18 protein-coding genes are annotated in these 18,594 nt (G+C 61.2%); 10 read left to right on the forward strand and 8 right to left on the reverse strand.

What is annotated here, in order from left to right; translation table 11 throughout:
• The first annotated feature begins 33 nt into the window (after positions 1-33).
• Positions 34-1,089, forward strand: a complete 1,056-nt coding sequence (locus ACQZ5K_RS22585; protein WP_448741467.1) for an aldo/keto reductase — start codon at positions 34-36, stop codon at positions 1,087-1,089.
• 49 nt (positions 1,090-1,138) lie between these two features.
• Here ACQZ5K_RS22585 and ACQZ5K_RS22590 read toward each other — a convergent pair whose 3' ends face one another.
• Positions 1,139-2,089 (reverse strand): bile acid:sodium symporter family protein, encoded by a 951-nt coding sequence (locus ACQZ5K_RS22590; RefSeq protein WP_006697363.1) that lies wholly within the window; start codon positions 2,087-2,089, stop codon positions 1,139-1,141.
• 332 nt (positions 2,090-2,421) lie between these two features.
• On the opposite strand from ACQZ5K_RS22590, the gene ACQZ5K_RS22595 reads away from it, so the two are divergent.
• From ACQZ5K_RS22595 to ACQZ5K_RS22605, 3 genes are all read left to right on the forward strand, one after another.
• The gene (locus tag ACQZ5K_RS22595) at positions 2,422-3,021 is read left to right on the forward strand and encodes a superoxide dismutase (protein ID WP_448741468.1); all 600 of its coding nucleotides are present in this window, start codon (positions 2,422-2,424) and stop codon (positions 3,019-3,021) included.
• 104 nt (positions 3,022-3,125) lie between these two features.
• A complete protein-coding gene (gene fdxA / locus ACQZ5K_RS22600) occupies positions 3,126-3,461 on the forward strand; it encodes a ferredoxin FdxA (RefSeq protein WP_448741516.1) in 336 nt (111 codons plus the stop codon).
• An 11-nt stretch (positions 3,462-3,472) separates the two neighbouring features.
• Positions 3,473-4,042, forward strand: a complete 570-nt coding sequence (locus ACQZ5K_RS22605; protein ID WP_448741469.1) for a flavin reductase family protein — start codon at positions 3,473-3,475, stop codon at positions 4,040-4,042.
• Positions 4,043-4,102: 60 nt separating this feature from the next.
• On the opposite strand, the gene ACQZ5K_RS22610 is transcribed toward ACQZ5K_RS22605, so the two are convergent.
• Positions 4,103-5,011 (reverse strand): AraC family transcriptional regulator, encoded by a 909-nt coding sequence (locus ACQZ5K_RS22610; RefSeq protein WP_448741470.1) that lies wholly within the window; start codon positions 5,009-5,011, stop codon positions 4,103-4,105.
• A 95-nt stretch (positions 5,012-5,106) separates the two neighbouring features.
• Here ACQZ5K_RS22610 and ACQZ5K_RS22615 point away from each other — a divergent pair, with 95 nt between their 5' ends.
• Positions 5,107-5,856: an SDR family oxidoreductase gene (locus tag ACQZ5K_RS22615; protein ID WP_448741471.1), complete on the forward strand. Its 750-nt coding sequence runs from the start codon at positions 5,107-5,109 to the stop codon at positions 5,854-5,856.
• Positions 5,857-5,961: 105 nt separating this feature from the next.
• Here the strand turns inward: ACQZ5K_RS22615 and ACQZ5K_RS22620 are convergent, their stop codons facing one another.
• From ACQZ5K_RS22620 to ACQZ5K_RS22645, 6 genes are all read right to left on the reverse strand, one after another.
• On the reverse strand, positions 5,962-6,747 hold the full coding sequence (locus tag ACQZ5K_RS22620) for an inositol monophosphatase family protein (RefSeq protein WP_448741472.1): 786 nt from the start codon (positions 6,745-6,747) through the stop codon (positions 5,962-5,964).
• A complete protein-coding gene (locus ACQZ5K_RS22625; RefSeq protein WP_448741473.1) occupies positions 6,744-7,640 on the reverse strand; it encodes a glycerophosphodiester phosphodiesterase family protein in 897 nt (298 codons plus the stop codon). The genes ACQZ5K_RS22620 and ACQZ5K_RS22625 overlap by 4 nt, the downstream gene beginning before the upstream one ends.
• Before the next feature lie 46 nt (positions 7,641-7,686).
• Positions 7,687-8,550: an ABC transporter permease gene (locus ACQZ5K_RS22630; RefSeq protein ID WP_448741474.1), complete on the reverse strand. Its 864-nt coding sequence runs from the start codon at positions 8,548-8,550 to the stop codon at positions 7,687-7,689.
• Entirely contained in the window at positions 8,550-9,404 is an 855-nt protein-coding gene (locus ACQZ5K_RS22635) for an ABC transporter permease (protein ID WP_269313727.1), read from the reverse strand. Before ACQZ5K_RS22635 ends, ACQZ5K_RS22630 begins: the two co-directional genes overlap by 1 nt.
• Positions 9,404-10,444: an ABC transporter ATP-binding protein gene (locus ACQZ5K_RS22640; protein ID WP_448741475.1), complete on the reverse strand. Its 1,041-nt coding sequence runs from the start codon at positions 10,442-10,444 to the stop codon at positions 9,404-9,406. The genes ACQZ5K_RS22635 and ACQZ5K_RS22640 overlap by 1 nt, the downstream gene beginning before the upstream one ends.
• Before the next feature lie 85 nt (positions 10,445-10,529).
• A complete protein-coding gene (locus ACQZ5K_RS22645) occupies positions 10,530-11,759 on the reverse strand; it encodes an extracellular solute-binding protein (protein ID WP_448741476.1) in 1,230 nt (409 codons plus the stop codon).
• 145 nt (positions 11,760-11,904) lie between these two features.
• Here ACQZ5K_RS22645 and ACQZ5K_RS22650 point away from each other — a divergent pair, with 145 nt between their 5' ends.
• The 5 genes from ACQZ5K_RS22650 to ACQZ5K_RS22670 all read left to right on the forward strand — a co-directional run bounded on the left by ACQZ5K_RS22650 (position 11,905) and on the right by ACQZ5K_RS22670 (position 18,572).
• Complete coding sequence (locus tag ACQZ5K_RS22650) at positions 11,905-13,053, forward strand: ROK family protein (RefSeq protein ID WP_448741477.1); 1,149 nt, start codon at positions 11,905-11,907, stop codon at positions 13,051-13,053.
• Positions 13,054-13,250: 197 nt separating this feature from the next.
• Positions 13,251-13,757 carry a sigma-70 family RNA polymerase sigma factor gene (locus ACQZ5K_RS22655; RefSeq protein ID WP_448741478.1) on the forward strand — a complete coding sequence of 169 codons (507 nt, stop codon included), beginning with the start codon at positions 13,251-13,253 and terminating at the stop codon, positions 13,755-13,757.
• 84 nt (positions 13,758-13,841) lie between these two features.
• A complete protein-coding gene (locus ACQZ5K_RS22660; protein ID WP_448741479.1) occupies positions 13,842-14,810 on the forward strand; it encodes a FecR family protein in 969 nt (322 codons plus the stop codon).
• A 109-nt stretch (positions 14,811-14,919) separates the two neighbouring features.
• Entirely contained in the window at positions 14,920-17,349 is a 2,430-nt protein-coding gene (locus ACQZ5K_RS22665) for a TonB-dependent siderophore receptor (protein WP_448741480.1), read from the forward strand.
• On the forward strand, positions 17,349-18,572 hold the full coding sequence (locus ACQZ5K_RS22670) for an MFS transporter (RefSeq protein ID WP_448741481.1): 1,224 nt from the start codon (positions 17,349-17,351) through the stop codon (positions 18,570-18,572). Before ACQZ5K_RS22665 ends, ACQZ5K_RS22670 begins: the two co-directional genes overlap by 1 nt.
• The last annotated feature ends 22 nt before the right edge of the window (positions 18,573-18,594 follow it).

Genomic DNA, 18,594 nt, shown 5'->3' on the forward strand with positions numbered 1-18,594 from the left:
CGTGACCATTTCGAAGCAACAAAGGAACGCCCCATGGAATATCGTCATCTTGGCCAATCCGGCCTGAAAGTGCCGGTCTTGAGTTTCGGCACCGGAACCTTCGGCGGCTCCGGCCCGCTCTTCAGCAACTGGGGCAATTCGGACGCCACGGAAGCCCGGCGCCTGGTCGATATTTGTCTGGAAGCCGGCGTCAACCTGTTCGATACCGCCGATGTCTATTCCAATGGCGCATCGGAGGAAGTGCTCGGCGAAGCCGTCAAGGGAAGGCGCGACAGCGTTCTGATCTCGACCAAAACCAGCCTGCCGATGGGTGACGGGCCGAACGAGGCCGGGTCATCCCGCTTCCGGCTTCTGCGCGCGGTGGATGACGCCCTGCACCGCCTAAAGACCGACTATATCGATATCCTTCAGCTCCATGCCTTCGATGCCTTCACACCGGTTGAGGAAGTGCTGTCGACGCTCGATACGCTCGTCCGCTCCGGCAAGGTGCGATATACCGGCGTCTCGAATTTTTCCGGCTGGCAGATCATGAAATCGCTTGCCGTCGCGGATCGATATGGCTGGCCGCGTTATGTGGTCAATCAGGTCTATTATTCCCTGATCGGCCGGGATTACGAGTGGGATCTGATGCCGCTCGGCGCGGATCAGGGTCTTGGCGCAATGGTCTGGAGCCCGCTTGGCTGGGGGCGGTTAACCGGAAAAATCCGCCGCGGCACACCGCTGCCCGAAGGTAGCCGCCTGCATGAGACCGCGAGCTTCGGCCCACCGGTTAATGATGAACATCTCTACCGCGTGATCGATGCGCTCGACGCTGTCGCGGAAGAAACCGGCAGGACGGTGCCGCAGGTCGCCCTCAACTGGCTGCTCCGACGCCCGACTGTTTCCACGGTCATCATCGGCGCGCGCAATGAGGAGCAGCTTCGCCAGAACCTCGATGCCGTGGGATGGGAACTGACGTCCGCACAGGTAGCGACGCTGGACGAGGCCAGCGAGACGACTGCTCCCTATCCGCATTTCCCGTATCAGCGACAGGAGGGCTTTGCCCGGCTTAATCCACCGGCCGTAGCACGCCGGACTATGCCGTTCTAACGCAGGGTCAGGCCGCCTGAATTACAGGCGGCCTGACAAATGCGGAGCTTCAGGCGGCTTTGTTGGCGGAGCCTGCATCCACCCGGCCCGAAAACCAGTTTGCCAGGATTGCACCGGAAATATTGTGCCAGACGCTGAAAATGGCGCTCGGAACCGCGGCGAGAGGCGAGAAATAGGCCGTCGCAAGCGCCGCACCGAGGCCCGAATTCTGCATCCCCACCTCAATTGCAATGGCCTTGCGCTTGGCAAGCGACAGGCCCGTTGCCTTTGCCGCGAGGTAACCGAGGAGATAGCCAAGCCCGTTATGCAGAACGACGACGGCAAAAATCATCAGCCCGGACTGGGCGATGGACGCCTTGGATCCTCCCACCACCGCAGAAACGATGAGGACGATGCCGATGACGCTCACCAGCGGCAAAGCCGGAACGGCCGTCTTGACGAGACCGGGCAGCAGCTTCTGCAGGGCGGCGCCGAGAGCGAGCGGAACCAGAACGACCTTGACGATGCTGAGGAACATGGCCCAGCCGTCAACCGGCAGGAACTGGCTCGCAAACAGCCAGACGAGGAATGGCGTTACCAGTGGCGCGGCAAGCGTGGTGACCGAGGTGCAGGCAACGGACAAGGCGACATCGCCCTTGGAGAGATAGGTCATGACATTGGAAGATGTGCCGCCAGGGCAGCAGCCGACCAGAATGACGCCCGCCGCGACTTCCGGCGGCATGGGAATGATGCGGGTGAGCAGCACCGCCAGAAGCGGCATGATGAGAAACTGGCCGAGCACGCCGATCGTCACATCGAACGGCCTTTTTACGACCTCCCTGAAGTCATCGACCGAAAGTGTGAGCCCCATCCCGAACATGATGATCGACAGAAGCGTGACGATCCACGGCGCAATCTGCTTGAACGTATCCGGAAAAAAGAAGCCGAGCACGGCGAACAGGATGACCCAGGCGGCAAAGGTCTTGCCTACAAAAGCCGAAACGGCTGCCAGTGTTTTCATGTCTATACTCCAAAATGAACACCTGACCCGTCTAGGCCGCGATGTCACTGTGTCAAGGTCACAACGAACGACGAGCGGCCGCTCGATGAACTATTTGGAAAAAGATTGAACGCCGATGGCGCGGCGACCGGGCTTTCGGCGATGTCAGATCGCAATCCATGGCTGCCGCTTTCCGGCGGATCGCGGGACAAATCGGGCAGCCGATTGCGGTTCCCTTACTCTTAAAAAAACCTCTTGACCTGAACCATGGTTGAGGTCCTAGAAGTACTGTCACCTTGTTTTCGCAAGGCTCTTTCCATGCTCTTGAGCGAACAGTTGACAAAGGACACCCCATGGCTTTCCAGCTTCCCGACCTCCCCTACGCCCATGATGCGCTCGCCCCCTCGGGCATGTCCGAGGAGACGCTGAAGTTCCATCACGATCTTCACCACAAGGCCTATGTCGATAACCTCAACAAGGCGATCGTCGGCACCGAATGGGAAAACAGGAGCCTCGAAGAGATCGTCCGGGGCACCTATGAGACGGGCGCGGTGGCGCAATCCGGCATATTCAACAATGCCTCCCAGCACTGGAACCACAATCTCTTCTGGGAAATCATGGGGCCGGAAAATCATGCGATCCCCAAGGTGCTGGAAGATGCGCTGACGCAGTCCTTCGGTTCGGTCGCGCTGTTCAAGCAGAATTTCGCCCTCTCCGGCGCCTCCCAGTTCGGTTCGGGCTGGGCGTGGCTAGTGGTGGATACCGACGGTTCGCTGAAGATCACCCGCACCGAAAACGGGGTCAATCCGCTGTGCTTCGGGCAGAAGGCGCTTCTTGGCTGCGATGTGTGGGAACACAGCTATTACATCGATTTCCGCAACAAGCGCCCCGCTTACCTCGAAAACTTCCTCGACAATCTGGTGAACTGGCAGGCGGTCGCCGCCCGCCTTTGATTTGAGCCCCACCGATCCGGCCGGTCCCGCTGCCCTGGGCGGCCGGCCGGATCAGGCGCAGCCGGACAGCCGCCGTCCGGCTGCAACTCCCTTTGAGCGTCTCAATGCCCTATGTCGTCACCGAAAACTGCATCGCCTGCAAATACATGGACTGCGTGGAAGTCTGTCCGGTCGAATGTTTTTATGAAGGCGAGAACATGCTCGTCATTCACCCCGATCAATGTATCGACTGCGGGATTTGCGAGGGCGAATGTCCCGCCGCCGCGATCCGGCCGGATACCGAAGCGGGGCTGCATGTCTGGCTCGACCTCAACCGTCACTATTCCGGCATCTGGCCGCGCGTGCATGAGAAAAAGTTACCGCCTGACAATGCCGACATCATGAATGGCGCTGCGGCAAAAATGTCCATTTTTTCGAAAAATCCGGGAGCGGGCGGTTAGCCCGGCACGCCATGTCTCATAATCTCAGGCTGATCGATGGCGGCGTGGTCAATCACGCGCATGTTCCGCTGAAAGCTTGCGCCTCTCCGATGATCTCCCCGCGTGAATTCAAGGATTCAATGGCCGGCCTAACCTTCACGGTTGCGGTGGCCGCGGCCTGCCACGCCGGAGAGCGGGTTGGGCGCACAATCACCTCCTTCATGCCGCTCAGCGCAGAACCGCCGCTTCTGATGATTTCCATCGACGCCAGCAGTCGCATGGTCGATCTCATCACAGCGAGCCGACGCTTCTCCGTTGCGGCACTGGCCAGAGGACAGGAGGAAATTGCCGATGTCTTTGCGGGCAAGGCAAATCACCCGGACCGGTTCAGCGTCGGAGCCTGGGATGCCTGGCCGTCAGGAAGCCCCAGACTTGCCGATGCGCTTCTGTCCATGGACTGCGAACTTGTCGGCTCCATCGATGCCGCAGACCATATCCTGTTCGTGGGCGCCATAACCGAAGCAATATCGGATAGGCTGCGCAAAGCCCTGCTCTGGAGCGAACGCGCCTATACCGGCACGGATCAACGTCATTCCCTCTAGATGGTCCGAAAAGGCTCCTGCCCTCGCTGTGACCGGCACGACTAGGGAAAATCCGCGCAGTCAGTGTCTGTCGCTGTTCGCACGGGCAAAGCTGCCCGGAGCGACACCCGTTCTCCTGCGGAAAGCGGTGCTGAATGCGCTGGCGGATTCATAACCGATCTCCTCCGCTATATCGTCGAGAGACTTCACCCCGCGCATCAGCGCGTCCCTGGCGAGCGCCATCCGCCATCGCGCCAGATATTCAATCGGCGCGCAGCCGAGCATTTCATGAAAACGCGCTGCGAAGGCCGAGCGCGACATGCCGGCGATACCGGCCAGTTCGGCCACGGTCCAGTTCGCGCGGATATTGGCGTGCATGGCGGACAATGCGCGGGCAAGCCCCGGCAAACGCATTCCCTTCACCAGTCCCGCCGGAATTGCCTCGTTGCCCGCATTCGGCCGACGCAGCACTTCAACCAGCAAAACCTCCAGCATGCGCCGGATGATCAGTTCCTTGCCCGCATCCTCGCGCGTGCATTCTTCCGCCAGCAATTCGATCAGACGCGCCAGCCGGGATGCTCCGCCCTCACCCGCCGGCACATGGATCAGCTCGGGCATCAACGAAAGCAGCAGCGCCGCATTGACCCGCTCGAACGTGAAACTTCCTCCCAGCGCAACGAAATCGGGTTCCCCTTGCTGTTCCCCATGCCGCACCGCCTGATCTTGTGGTTCGACCGGAATGCAGTCGACGTCAATATCGCTGCAGAGCGAGAAGGCGGGCGTGGAGGGCAAAAGCAGAAAATCGCCACGCGCCAGCCGCAGCGGTTCCCGGCCATCGATCATGACCCAAGCGGCACCGGCCAGGACGACTGCAAAACCCGGGGCGTCATAGGCGCGATAACGCACGCCCCATCGGCCTCGTCCGGAAATCGGCTTCGAAACGGCGGCGTTCGGCCGCAAAAGATCGATGATATCGCTAAGAGGATCCATTCTCCGGACGATCAATAATAAATTTTGGTGTTAAGAGCATATATCATCCAGAACACATCGTCTATCTCCGGTCATATCGAACAATGGAGATTATGATGACCAGAACGATCCTCATCACCGGCACCTCATCGGGCTATGGCAAGGCAACCGCCGAGCTCTTCCTTTCGCGCGGCTGGAATGTCGTTGCGACCATGCGGCATCCAGATCCCGACCGCTTCGTTGGCGACACGGACCGGTTGCGCGTCCTGCCGCTGGATGTGACGGACGAACAAAGCATCGCGGCGCTGATCGATGCGGCAGGTCCGCTCGACGTGCTGGTCAACAATGCCGGCATCGGCATGGTCGGCGCTTTTGAGGCAACGCCAATGTCGGCGATCCGCACGATCTTCGACACCAACAGCTTCGGTTTGATGGCAATGACGCAGGCGATAATCCCGCAGATGCGAAAGCGCCGATCCGGCACGATCATCAACGTCACATCCAGCGCGACGCTCGCCTCCTTCCCGCTCGCCGCCGCCTACACCGCCAGCAAGCAGGCTGTCCAAGGTTTCTCCGGCTCGCTCGCGCATGAGCTCGGTCATTTCAACATCCGGGTGAAACTGGTGGAACCGGGCTATGCCCCGACCACCCGCTTCACGACAAACGCCATCCTGCCGCTGGAGCAGCTGCTGCCGGACGATTACATGGACTTTGCAGGGCCAATCCTCGAAGGCTTCGCCAAACCGGCCATGACGACCAGCGAAGGCGATGTTGCCGAAGCGATCTGGAGCGCCGTCCATGACCTATCCGGCCAGCTTCGTTTTCCCGCAGGTCCTGACGCAATTGCGCTGTCTCGGGCGAACTGACGATCGATAGCGGCCTGACCGGACATTGCTCGGTTGCGGCGTTTCAGCCGGCGATATGCAGATGGCAGATGTTTCAGCACATCTGCCATCGACTTTACCCGGAGGTCACGCAGGTTCCGCCGGCACTCTTCCTGCGATCTCAAGCCACAACCCCTCCGTCACCGCCATTAATGCCGGCGTTCCTGCGGCAACCCACGGAATGCCGCTGCCGGGCCTGTTTCCGATGCGGACATCGAGACCCGCCTCCCGTGCGAGAACGGTGCCGCCGGCGATATCCCACATGGTGGTCAGCTTCTGCAGATGGCCGTCGAAGATGCCGCGTGCGGCAAAGGCGAGACCAATCGATGTCGAGCGGATGGATTCCACCACCCAGCCCGCATGCCTGAGCCCGACATTGAGGGCCGCCACCTCTTCCGCATCGGCGGCGGCGCTGTCGCCGAGCGACATGACCTGCACAGCCTCGAAGGGTACATGGCGGACAAGCGGCTTGCCGTTCAGCATCAGCCCGGTTCCATCCGCCGCCGCGTAGATATCACCAAAGACCGGCATGGCGACGACGCCGAGTTCCGGTCGGCCGCTCCGCACGAAGCCGAGCGAGATGCCCCAGAGCGGGGAGCCGCGCAGGAAATTGGCGGTGCCGTCGATGGGATCGATGATCCAGTAGGCGTCATCGGCCACACCGCCCATTTCTTCGCCCAGCACCATTTCACCGGGAAAGGCTTCCGCCAGACGGTCACGGACGAACCTTTCGACCGTGACATCGGCTTCTGAGACGAAATCCTGAAAACCCTTCGTCCGGGTGGCGATGGCGTCGCGCGCCTCGAAAAAGCGAAGGGCAAGGCCCATCGCTTCTTCGATAATTGCGACGGCGCGGTCGAGACGCTCGCTCATCGTTTCCACTCCCTGCCGGTTTCGCCAGTGCCCGCCTTCAGCCAGCCGGTGAAGGCTTCGACTTCATCGGTCTGGATCGCCCCGACACCGGCCTCGGCGAGGGCACCCCAGACGGCTTCGGGTCTTGAAAGCGCTCGCGTATCGTTGAAATCAAGGCAATGGGACACATCGAGCGTGTTGATCCACAGCCGGATATTCTGGCGCTCCATCTCGGCACGGCCCTCGGCCAGATCGGCAATATCGGTGAATTTCACCTCGATCATCGGCGCGTTCAGTGCCTCGATACGGCGCAGATCCTCGGCGAACTTGCCCTTCCGGACCGGGAACATCGGCATATGCGGGATCTTGCCGAACCAGTCGGCATCCAGCACTTCGAAATGGCCGGCTTCCGGATCGATATCGGTCTTCACCAGCACCTGATCCTCGACCCCAAGCCGCAGCACGGTTTCCATGACCTGCGGCAGATCGCGGGTGAATTTGGTGTCGATATTGACGGTGATCCTGCCGCGCGCCTCTTCCAGCAATTCTTCCAGCGTCGGCACGCACTCGTCGGTCACATCAGCCGCATCACCGCCCGCGCCAGACTTCAGCCTGGCTGCGCGAACCAGCTCGAACGGCAATTCGCTCACCGTCCCTTTGCCAGTCGTGGTGCGGTCGAGCGTTTCATCGTGAATGACGACCAGCCGGCCGTCGGCCGTCGCCTGCGTATCGATCTCAATCATCTCGACACCGGCCGCGACCGCGGCGCGGACGGAGGCGAGCGAGTTTTCGGCGGTGGCCGTCCAGAAGCCGCGATGGGCGACGGTCAGGATGGCCGCATTGTCGCGGGTGCAGAGCGCAAGCACATTGCAGGGAGTGGAAGTCTTTCGGGAGGTGGCAAGGGTCTGGTGCATGGTTTTCACTTTCGGACGTTGCAATTACCGGGTTTGAGCGCCCGGATCAGATTTTCCCCATGCCCGCCGCCATCAGGTCGTCGCGCAGGATGCGGCCGGCGATGATGAAGACGATGAGTGCGGGAAGAAGCAGGATGAAGGAGACGATGGAGGCGAGCGGCAGCTGCATCGAATAGGGATCGAGATACATGTAAAGCTTGATCGGCAGCGTCTCGACGACGGGCGCGCCCACGATGAAGGACTTATCGAACTCCTCAAAGCTGCCGATGAAGGACATCAACCCGCCGGCCAGAAGCCCAGGCACCGCCAGCGGCAATATGATATGGAGGACGATGCCGACTGTTCCTGCGCCGAGCGAACGGGCGGCATGGATGAGGTCGTCTGGAATGGTCTCCAGCGCCGCCGTCATCAGCCGGATCATCAGCGGCAGGGTGCCGACGATCTGCACGAGGATGACCCCCGTTACCGAATAGGCGAGGCCGAAAAGCAGGAACACCTGCCCGATACCGACGGCGACGACCAACCCTGGAATAATGATCGGCGCCAGAATGAAGATTTCCACCAGCCGCTTCAGCCGGAAGGGAAACCGCGCCATCGCCCAGGCGGTCGGAAGAGCTATGACTGCCGTCAGGAAAGTGACGACGATGGCGATGACGACGCTGTTGACGGCGGCGCGGATGAGGCTACCGTCGCTCAGAATGCTTGCCCAGCGCGCCGTGGTATAATCCTTCGGCACGACAAGCGGCGGCGACCAGCCGTCGGCAATGCTCCAGAGAAACATCAGCGCCAGCGGCACGGCGATGGCAAGCGTCAGCGCGCCATACAGCCCGATCGAGACAAAAATCCGGTCCTCGGGCGTGAAGGCGTGGCGGCGGGGAGTGATGGCGGGGTCGATGGTGATAACACTCATCATGCGTCTCCTCGGTTTTGCCCGGGGCCGATGCGGGATGTGAGGGAATAATAAAGAATAAGCACGGAGACCGCGAAGAGGCTCAGAACCATGCCCATGGCATAGACCTGATTAAACCGACCCTGATTGAATTCCTTGACCATCAGCACCGAAAGCGGCCGGGCCGTCGGCGGGCCGACGATATCCGGAATGGCGTAAGAGCCCATGGAACCGATGAAGGTGAGAAGAATGGCGGCCGTGATGCCTGGCATGGCGAGCGGTACTTCCACGAAGAAAAATGTCTTCAGCCGCGAAGCGCCAAGCGTGCGGGAAGCATAACGTATATCCTCGGGAATGGCTGCAAAGGCGCTGGTGATGATCAGCGTCATGAAGGGTATCTGTTTCCAGACGCTGGCGAGAATGACGCCGATGCCCCAGTCGTCGCGCACGAGCTTGGGCAGTTCGAGCCCCAGCGGCGCGACCAGCCGGTCGAGGAACCCGCCCCTTTCGAAAACCACGATCACCATCAGGCCGACGATGATGCCCGGCACCGCCATCGGCAGCTTGTAAAGGCCGCTGAACAGTTTTCGTCCGAGAAAGCTCTTGCGGATCAGAAGCGCCAGTGGCACCGAGGCCGCAAGCGAGACGATGACAGGCATGACACCGTAATAGATGGAGGTCGTGAGCCCCCGGATCATCGACGCGCGGGTGAAAATCCGCTCATAGAACATCAGCGTGAAGCTGCCGTCCTCCTGCCTGAAGCTGCCGATCAGCGCCGATAGCAGAGGCCCGCCGAAGAAGACCAGAAGATACCCAACACCCGGCAAGAGCAGGAACAGAAGCTGGGCGCGCCTGTCACGCAGAAGCCGGGCCATCATGCCGCCTCCCCCGCCATCCTGTCATCGAGAAGATGGACCGAACCGGGAAACTGCAGGGCCACCCTTTGCCCGGCGTCGATCAGGGTTTCCGCGCCGGACTGGCTGACCCTTATCTGGCGGCCGCCGATCTCGACCGTATAGAGCGCATTGGCGCCCATGAAGGAAACGGAGGAAACCGTGCCCTCACCGGCCTGATCGGCGCGGATGTGAATATTTTCCGGACGAACGGAAATCTGGACATTGCCGGCGGCAACCCGATCAAGCGTCACGGACTGGCCCCAGGGCAATTGCGCCTGCTGGCCCTCAGCGGAGACCGGCAGAAGATTGGTCTGGCCGAGAAAGCCGGCGGTAAAGGCGTGTTTCGGCGCACGATAAAGCTCGAGCGGCGTGCCGATCTCGACCACCCGGCCGGCATTCATGACGACGATCCGGTCCGACATCGCCATGGCTTCGGCCTGATCATGCGTCACATAAAGGCTGGTGGCGCCGATGCGGCGGTGAAGCTCGGTCAGCTCATGGCGCAGTGTGTCGCGGAGTTTGGCATCGAGATTGGAGAGCGGCTCGTCGAACAGAAGCAGGCTCGGCTGCATGACAATGGCCCGCGCCAGCGCCACACGCTGCTGCTGGCCGCCGGACAATTGCCGGGGCATGCGATCCACCAGACCGGTGAGATTGCAGATATCAAGCGCATGGGCGATGCGACGCGCCCGCTCGTCCTTCGCGACCTTCTTCATCTTCAGGCCGAAGCCGAGATTTTTGGCGACCGACATATGCGGGAAAAGCGCATAGGACTGGAACACCATGGCGATATCGCGCGCTTCCGGCGGCGCCTGATCGATGCGCTTGCCGCCGAGCCGGATTTCACCGCCCGAAGGCTGACTGATACCGGTGAGGATGCGCAAAAGCGTGGACTTGCCGCAACCCGAGGGCCCAAGAATGGTGACGAATTCGCCCCGCTCCACGGCGATCGACACGGGATGAAGCGCCCGGCTCGCCCCGTAGTCCTTGCAGATATTGCTGATCTCGAGTTCACTCATGGCGAGCCTCCCTCATATTTTTGACCAAGGGTATCCGAACCGAGCATGGCACTTGCGGCCGCACGATCCGGTCATCCTGATGGCGTTACTGGTTGAGGACTTTTTCATCGAGCGCTTCGGCAAGCGCCGTCGACATGTCCCAGAAAGCCGGCAGCGACAGGCGCGGATAGACGCTCTGGGGCAGCACATGCTCCTGCACAGCCTTCGGCATCAGATCGTTGGTGACATCGGCGCGTGGAGAACGGGAGGCCTTGTTTTCCAGCTTCCAGAGCTGGAATTCCTTACTCATCGCCATGTCGATCAGAAGCAGCGCCGAAGCGACATTCTTGGCGTTGGCCGGCACGAACATGGCGTCCCCAGAGCCAACCTGACCCTTTTCCAGAAGCGTGACGCGGAAACTGTCGGGCAATTGCTTGGTGCCGAGGAAGCTCATGACCTGATCTTCCCAGACCGTGCCCATGTAAAGCTGCTGATTGTTGATGAGGTTGAGCGTATCGGCATTGCCATTGGTCAGCTCAGCCACGGCCAGAAGACGGCGGTAATAGTCCCAGACAGGCGTAAGGCACTCGGACTCCATCGCCCAGTCTTCGGCCTGCTGCAGCGTCTGGTTATAGTCGGTCAGCTGCTTGCGGCAGTCGCCGGTGAGATAATTGAGAGCCACCGAATAGATAAAACCGCCGCCCGAGCCGCCCTTGGCCGGCAGGGTAACGCCAAGCCGCTTGGGGTTCTTTTCGGCCCAGATGAGAAGATCCTCGAAGCTTTTCGGCACATCCTCGGCCTTCACGAAGGCGGAATCGTAACCGATTGCGGTCTGGTTGAGATGCACCAGCGGGAAGCTGCCGCCATGCGCCTTGCCGAAGACGGTTTCGGCCAGTTCCGGATTGTAGTTGGCCATGTTCGGCAGGATTTTCGTCAGCGCAATATTGCCGACAACACCCTTGGCAGACAGCAGCGGATAGCTGCCGCCACCGGCGAAATAAGCGTCGACGGGCGAATCCTGCCCTGCCGCCTGCACCGCGATCAGCTGCTGGTTCGCCTGATCGCCCTTCACGTCGCTATAGGCGACCTTGATACCGTATTTGGCTTCGAAACGGGTGATCAGCTCCTTCCACGTATCGGCAAAACTGCCGGCGAAATTATACATCGTCACCGAGCCCTCGGCTTTGGCGGCGGGAACGACGATCTCGTAAAAATTGTCGCGTGTGACCTTCGACAGATCGAAGTCGAGGTTTTTCATATTGCTGTCAGCGGAAAGGCACGGCGCTGCCGTCGTCGCCAGCGCAAGCGTGGCGATCGCAAGAAATTTCATGCGCATTGAATGGTTCCTCCTGGGGACCCGTTGTAGACCGGCCCCTTATTAATACACTCTAAGTGTAATATTTGTGACAGTCCAGTGAAAAATGCTGTCGCAAACGGATGCCCCATGTTGCCGCCGCCCCGCACAGCCGTTATCCAAGGCCATGACAACAGATCAGACGCCGCGCCAGACCTTCGATCGCCAGCCGCTTGCCAGCGAGAATGAGCGTCTCATTCTGGATATCATCCGCCGCCACGGCCCCATCGCCCGCGCATCGATCACCGGTCACACCAACCTGACGCAGCAATCCGTGCACCGGCTGATCGAAGGTCTGCTGGAGCGCGGGCTTCTGCGAACCGGCGCGCCGCTCAAGGGCACGCGCGGCCAGCCGAGCCCCACCATCGAACTGGTGCCGGAAGCGGCCTATTCGCTTGGCATTTCCATCAACACCGACTCCGTGGTGATCTGTATCGCCGATCTTCGCTGCGACGTGGTCGTCGAAGAAAAACTGAAGATGCTTCCGGAGGACCGGGAGGAGACGCTTGTCGCTTTGTCTCTGGCCCTCGACAGGCTGCTCTCGGAACATCGCATCCCGCGGGAGCGCCTGCTTGGCCTCGGCTTTTCAATGTCCGGCTTCTTCGTGTCTGAGGACCGCGCCTTCAATGCGCCGGAGCCCCTGCGCGACTGGTCGCTGATGGACCTGAAGCCGATCCTCGAAGAGAGGTTCCGCCTGCCGGTCTGGCTGGAGAACAATGCCACCACCGGCGCGATCGGCGAAAGTCTTCGTGGTGTCGGCTCCTGGTGCCAGACCTTCGCTTATCTGTCCTTCAATTACGGTTTCGGCGGCGGGTTGATCCTCGGTGGCCAGCCGTTTCACGGCTTTCATGGCAATGCCGGCGAATTCAGCGGCATATACAGCCCGGATGAATCGCCCAAACGCCCGGCCCTGCAATATCTGATCGCCACGCTCCAGAAAAACGGCGTCGACATCCATTCCATCGAAGCGCTCTACCAGCAATTCGACCCCGCATGGCCGGGCGTCGAGGAGTGGCTCGCCGAGACGATGCCGCAGGTGGACAGGCTGGTGGCGAGCCTGATCGCGGTTCTCGATCCGCAGGCTATCGTCTTTGGCGGGCAATTGCCGCGTGCGCTTGGTCGGATGATGATCGAACGCACGCACATGCCCTCCCGGCGCGAACATCGTTATGGTGTCGGCCCGAAGGAGGCGAAGCTGGTTCTCGGCGAGGCTAAGGGCGATCCCTCGGCTCTCGGCGCGGCGCTGCTGCCGCTCAGGGTGCGTTATTTCCTGTAACTCAGCCCAGGCGGCCTGATGTAATCCCGCAACAATCATCACGGAAACGTGAGCCTGATTTCGCCCCCGGTTTTTTACTGGTTGGCAGCTTGCATCCGAAGGCGATAAATATGATTATAAATATCATGTTTATCGCGACATGACGCAGCATATCCGGCTGCTTCATGCGCCAGGCCAATACGCCACCGGGTCGATTGATGAGCAAAGCCCTGTTACAGGTTCTCGATGCCGAGGAGGAAAGCCGCCTGATGCGGTTTTTCCGCCGGCGCCTGCAGAACCGGGAAGACGCCGCCGACGCCATGCAGGAAACCCTGCTGCGGGCGCTGGAGGTTTCTCATGCGACGCTGATCGACAATCCACAGGCCTATCTCTTCCAGATCGCCCGGTCCGTCGCCCGCCTGACAGCCATTCGCCAGTCGCGTGAGCGGCCGTTATTCGCACCTTACGAAGACGGCTTTGCCGTTGCCTGCGAAGAGCCGGGGCAGGAGCGGATCGTCGCCGGGCGGCAGCACCTTATTTTAATGGCGCGGGCCATCGAGGCTCTGCCCAGGCGTTGCCAGCAGGTCTTCGTACTCAGCCGCCTGCATGGCCATTCCAATGGCGAGATCGCCGTTCGTCTCGGCATTTCCCGCAACATGGTGGAAAAACACATCATCAAGGCGCTGCTGCACTGCCGTCAGGTCCGCGCGCAAATAAAAATGTAGACCGGCATCAGGTGTTCGCATCCTTTTTCACTCTATAAGGGAAAAGGACCACATCTTAGCACGCAACAAACGGCAGATCAGGACATGAACAAGCGCCCGGACGGTCTGAAGGATAACGGCTTGACCGATGAGGCTCTGGCCGAAGAGGCCGCGCTGTGGGTGGCGCGCATGCAATCCAGAGACGCGACGGAAGCGGAGCGCGAGGCGTTTCATGTCTGGCTGCGGGCCGATGCCGCCCATGCCAGCGCCTATGAAGACATGCAGAGCCTCTGGGGCGAGCTTGGCGATATAGAGCTTGCGCCGGTTGAACAGCGAAAACGGCGCGGACCTCGCCGGGCAATGCTGGCGGGTGTTGCCGGTCTCTGCCTCATCGGGCTTGCAGCGCTTTTTGCGGAGAAAAGCGGATTGAAGGACCGCTGGCAGGCGGATTATTACACCGAAATCGGCGAAACACGCATGCTTTCGCTGGAAGACGGCAGCCGCATCAGCCTGAACACCGACACGGCGATTGCGGTTCATTATTCGCGAAAGGAACGGCGTATCACCCTTCTTCGCGGCGAAGCTTATTTCGATGTCGCCCAAAACCCGGAGCGGCCCTTCATCGTCGAGGATGGAGCGCTGACGGCAAAGGCGCTCGGCACCCATTATTCGGTGCGCACCGGCAATGGCTCGCTGCCGCAGGAGGTGCAGGTGGAGGAAGGCCGGGTGGAAGTGACCACAGGCGCCGAGATCGCCGTGCTGACACCCGGAGAGGCTGTGACCCTTGGCGGCGACGGCAGGCTGGTGCGCGCCCGCAAGGATGTCGCCAACAGCATGGCCTGGCGCGAAGGCAAGCTCGTCTTTTCCGGCCAGCCGTTGCGCGAGGTTCTCGATATTCTCTCGCAATATCGCCGGGGCCGCATCGTCATCCTCGATGAGGCGGCGGCGAGGCAGCACGTCTCCGGCATCTTCGACCTGAAGGACACGGATCAGGCGCTCACCATTCTCGAAGAAAGCCTTCCCGTTTCGGTATCGCGGCTTTCCGGAATGCTGGTTTTCGTCCGCTCGCGATAAAATAACTTTTTTCGCAAATCCGACGTCAGGAGTCGGCCCGCCTTTTCACTCTAGGCAATCAGGACCCGTTTCAGCGGGGGGCATGAGATCACGAGTGAGAGGGAATGACATGAATTTGGGCAAGCAGGCACGCGGCTGGTTCTGGCTGACGACGACGGCGATCATCGGGGGTATCGTCGCCGCAGGTCCGGGCGCCACGGCCGCCAGCGCGCAGACACCGCCCGCCGCAAGCGGCGCACCCGCCACCGTCACCGTCTCCATTCCCGCAGGGCCGCTGGAAAACGCCATCCTCAGCTTCGGCCGTCAGGCCAATCTGCGCATGGTCTACCCCTCCGCGATCACCAGGGGCCGCAGCACGGCCGGCGTCAAGGGCACACTCAGCGTATCGGCGGCCGTCAGCGGGCTTCTGGCCGGATCGGGACTGAACTATGCATTGGCCGGCGGCAATACCGTCCGCATTTTCGATCCCGCCAGCCAGACCGGCGAAAGCGGCGGTTCGGCTGCTGCCGGCAGCACCCTGCTTGCGCCGATCACCGTGCAGGGCACCGGCCTTGAAGGCGCCAGGGGCATCATCGAGAGCAATGGCTATGTCGGCAAATCCGGCCGCACCGCCACCAAGACCGATACGCCGGTTGCCGAAACCGCCCAGTCGATCACCACCGTCAGCCGCAAGCAGCTCGATGACCTGAAGCCGCAGAACCTCTCGGAAGCACTGAACTACACGCCCGGCGCGCGCATCGGCCAATATGGCGCGGAGCCGCGTTTCGACGCCTTCAAGGTGCGCGGCACCGATCTCAGCACCACCGGCATCTTCCGCGATGGCCTGCGGCAGGTCAGCAGCCAAAACGGCAGCGCCCGGCTCGAGCCCTATGGCGTGGAAGCGGTTTCCATCCTGCGCGGTCCCGCCGCCTCCATCTATGGTGCCAGCAGCTCCGGCGGCATTGTCGATATCATCTCGAAACGCCCGACCGAAGAAACGCTGCGCGAGGTGGAGCTGCAATATGGCTCCTTCGGCCGCGTGCAGGGCGCTTTCGATCTTTCCGGCGCCGTCGATGACGAGAAGACCATGCTTTACCGCCTGACCGGGGTGGCCCGCGACGGCCGCAACGAAATCAGCGCCATCAAGGACGACCGGCTGTTCATCGCGCCGGCCTTCACCTTCCAGCCGGATGCCGGCACCAGGCTGACGCTGCTCGGCGAATATATGGACAGCACCACCGGCGGCACCTGGGGATACATCAACAATTACGGCAGCGACGGCAAGTCGATCGGCGCGACGCCGGTTTATGGCGGCGATTCCCGTTTTAATGATTTCGAGCAGAAACAATGGCGTATCGGCTATGAGTTCGAGCATGAAATCAACGACAACGTCACCTTCTACAGCAAGGCGCGTTATTCGGCCCTTTCGGCCGACCAGCAATGGGTCTTCGCCAACTATCCCGGCATCACCATCGAGGACAATGAAGGCGTCTCCGCCGACAATTACCTGAAGACCGAATTCGACACCGGCCCGGCGAAACATACGCTGCTGACCGGTATCGACTTCAGCCACATGTCCTACACCTCGAAACAGGGCAGCGGGCCGGGCCTGTTCACCGACACCTATACCTATACGCCGGATGTATCGCTGATATTGACCCAGCGGATGAACACGCTCGGCATCTATGCGCAGGATCAGGTCGAAATCGACCGCTGGCGCCTGACGGCCGGCATTCGTCACGACTGGCTGGATACCGAATATCAGGCCCAGACCGTCGGAGACGCAACGGCTCCAACCTATGACGGCGATGAAACCAAGACGACCGGCCGCGCCAGCCTCGGTTATGTCTTTGACAGCGGCGTGATGCCCTATGTCAGCTACGGCACCTCCTTCGTCGCCAATCCGGGCGTCATCATCACCACGGGAACGGTAACGGGCCAGGCGCAGCCGACGGTCGGCAAGCAATATGAACTCGGCGTGAAATATGCCCTGCAGCAATATAACGCCCTGCTGAGCGCCGCCTTCTTCAATCTCGATCAGGACAATGCGACGGTCTATGAGACCTCGTCCGGCATCAACCTGCTGCGCCAGCTCGACCTGCGCTCGCGCGGCGTGGAACTCGAAGCCACGGCCTCGCTCGACAATGGCTGGAGCCTCATCGGCTCCTATTCCTATAACGACGTTGAAATTACCAAACTGACGTCGGAAACGGTGGGCAAGCAGCTCAATTCCTCGCCCTATCACACCTTCTCGCTGTGGGCCGATTACGAGTTCCAGAGCGGTGCGCTCGAAGGCATCGGCATCGGCGCGGGCGTTCGTTATGTCGGATCGAGCTTCGGCGACAACCAGCACACGCCCATTCTCGACAACGAGGCCCGCACCTTCGTCGACGCCTCGCTACGCTACGATCTCGGCAAGGCCCTGCCCTCGCTGGAAGGCGTGAAACTGCAGATCAACGCCACCAACTTTCTCGACGAGGTGAAACAGGTCTGCACCACAGGCTTCTGCTATTATGACGAAGGCCGCAAGGTCGTCGGCAGCATCCGGTATCGCTTCTGATGCTGCAGCAGAACCCTGCCACAACCAAGCCGTCGCCGGCCGCCGTCTTCGTGGCGGTCGGGGGGCTTTATGTCGGCCAGAGCGTGATTGGCGGGCTGACCTTTCTCGGCCTGCCGGCGGTGCTCAGAACCGCCGGGCTGCCGCTGGACCAGATCGGCCTGCTTTATCTCGTCGTTCTGCCCTGGGCGCTGAAATTCCTCTGGTCGCCGCATGTGGAGCGTTACCGGCTGCCGCCCGTCGGCAGGAACCGGTCGCGGGTGATCGTCGGCACGGGCATCGCCGCCTGCGCCTGCGGCCTCACTGTTCTTGCTTTCACCGGCCCGTCGCCGGTTTCCGTCGCAATCGCCATCCTGTCGGTGATCGCGCTGGTGACGGCGACAGTCGACATCGCCTGCGACGGCTATGCGGTCGAAACGCTGGCGGAAGAGCATCATGGCTGGGGCAATGCCGCACAGGTGGGCGGCTCCTATCTCGGCTCCGCCATCGGCGCCGGCCTGTTTCTGGTGCTGGTGGAGCGCGCCGGCTGGACGAGCGCCACGCTGGTCATGGCCGGGCTCGTCATCCTGCTCGCGCTCCCCTTCCTGTTCGGCCCGGCGGCAAGAACGGTCACGCAAACACGGGACCACCTGCCATCGATCAAAAACGCGCTCAAGCGACGGGAAGTCCGCACCGGCCTTCTGGTTGCGGCCGTTTATGTCGCGGCGCAGAAATGGGGTCTGGCAATGCTCGGCCCGTTTCTGGTCGATTACGGTTTCGATCTCGCCACCATCGGCGCACTGAATGGCGTGGGCAGCATGATCGTCGGTTTCGCCGGCGCGCTGCTCGGCGGCACGCTGGTACGCCTCTACGGGGCGTCACGAATCCTGCTCATCGCCATCTTCGTGCAGACGGCGCTGCTCAGCCTTTTCGCCTATTTCAGCGTTCATCGCGATATTTCGCAATGGGTCGTCATGGCGGTTGCGGTGGCTAGCTCGTCGGGCATCATGTCCATCGGCTTCGTCGCGCTTTACGCCTGCTTCATGGGTTGGTCCGACCCCCGGCAGGCCGGGGTCGATTTCACCCTGTTCCAGTGCATGGATGGCGTTGTCGGCATGATCGGCGGGTTGGGCGCAGGCGCGATCGCCGAAAAATTCGGCTATCAGGCCTCCTTCATCATTGCCTCCATCGTTTCGTTGCTCGCCGCACCGGTCATCTTCCTGCTGATGCGACGGCAGGACTCTTGAACCGAACCTCCGGGCGCGGCGG

This window comes from Agrobacterium sp. 22-226-1, from assembly GCF_053522345.1.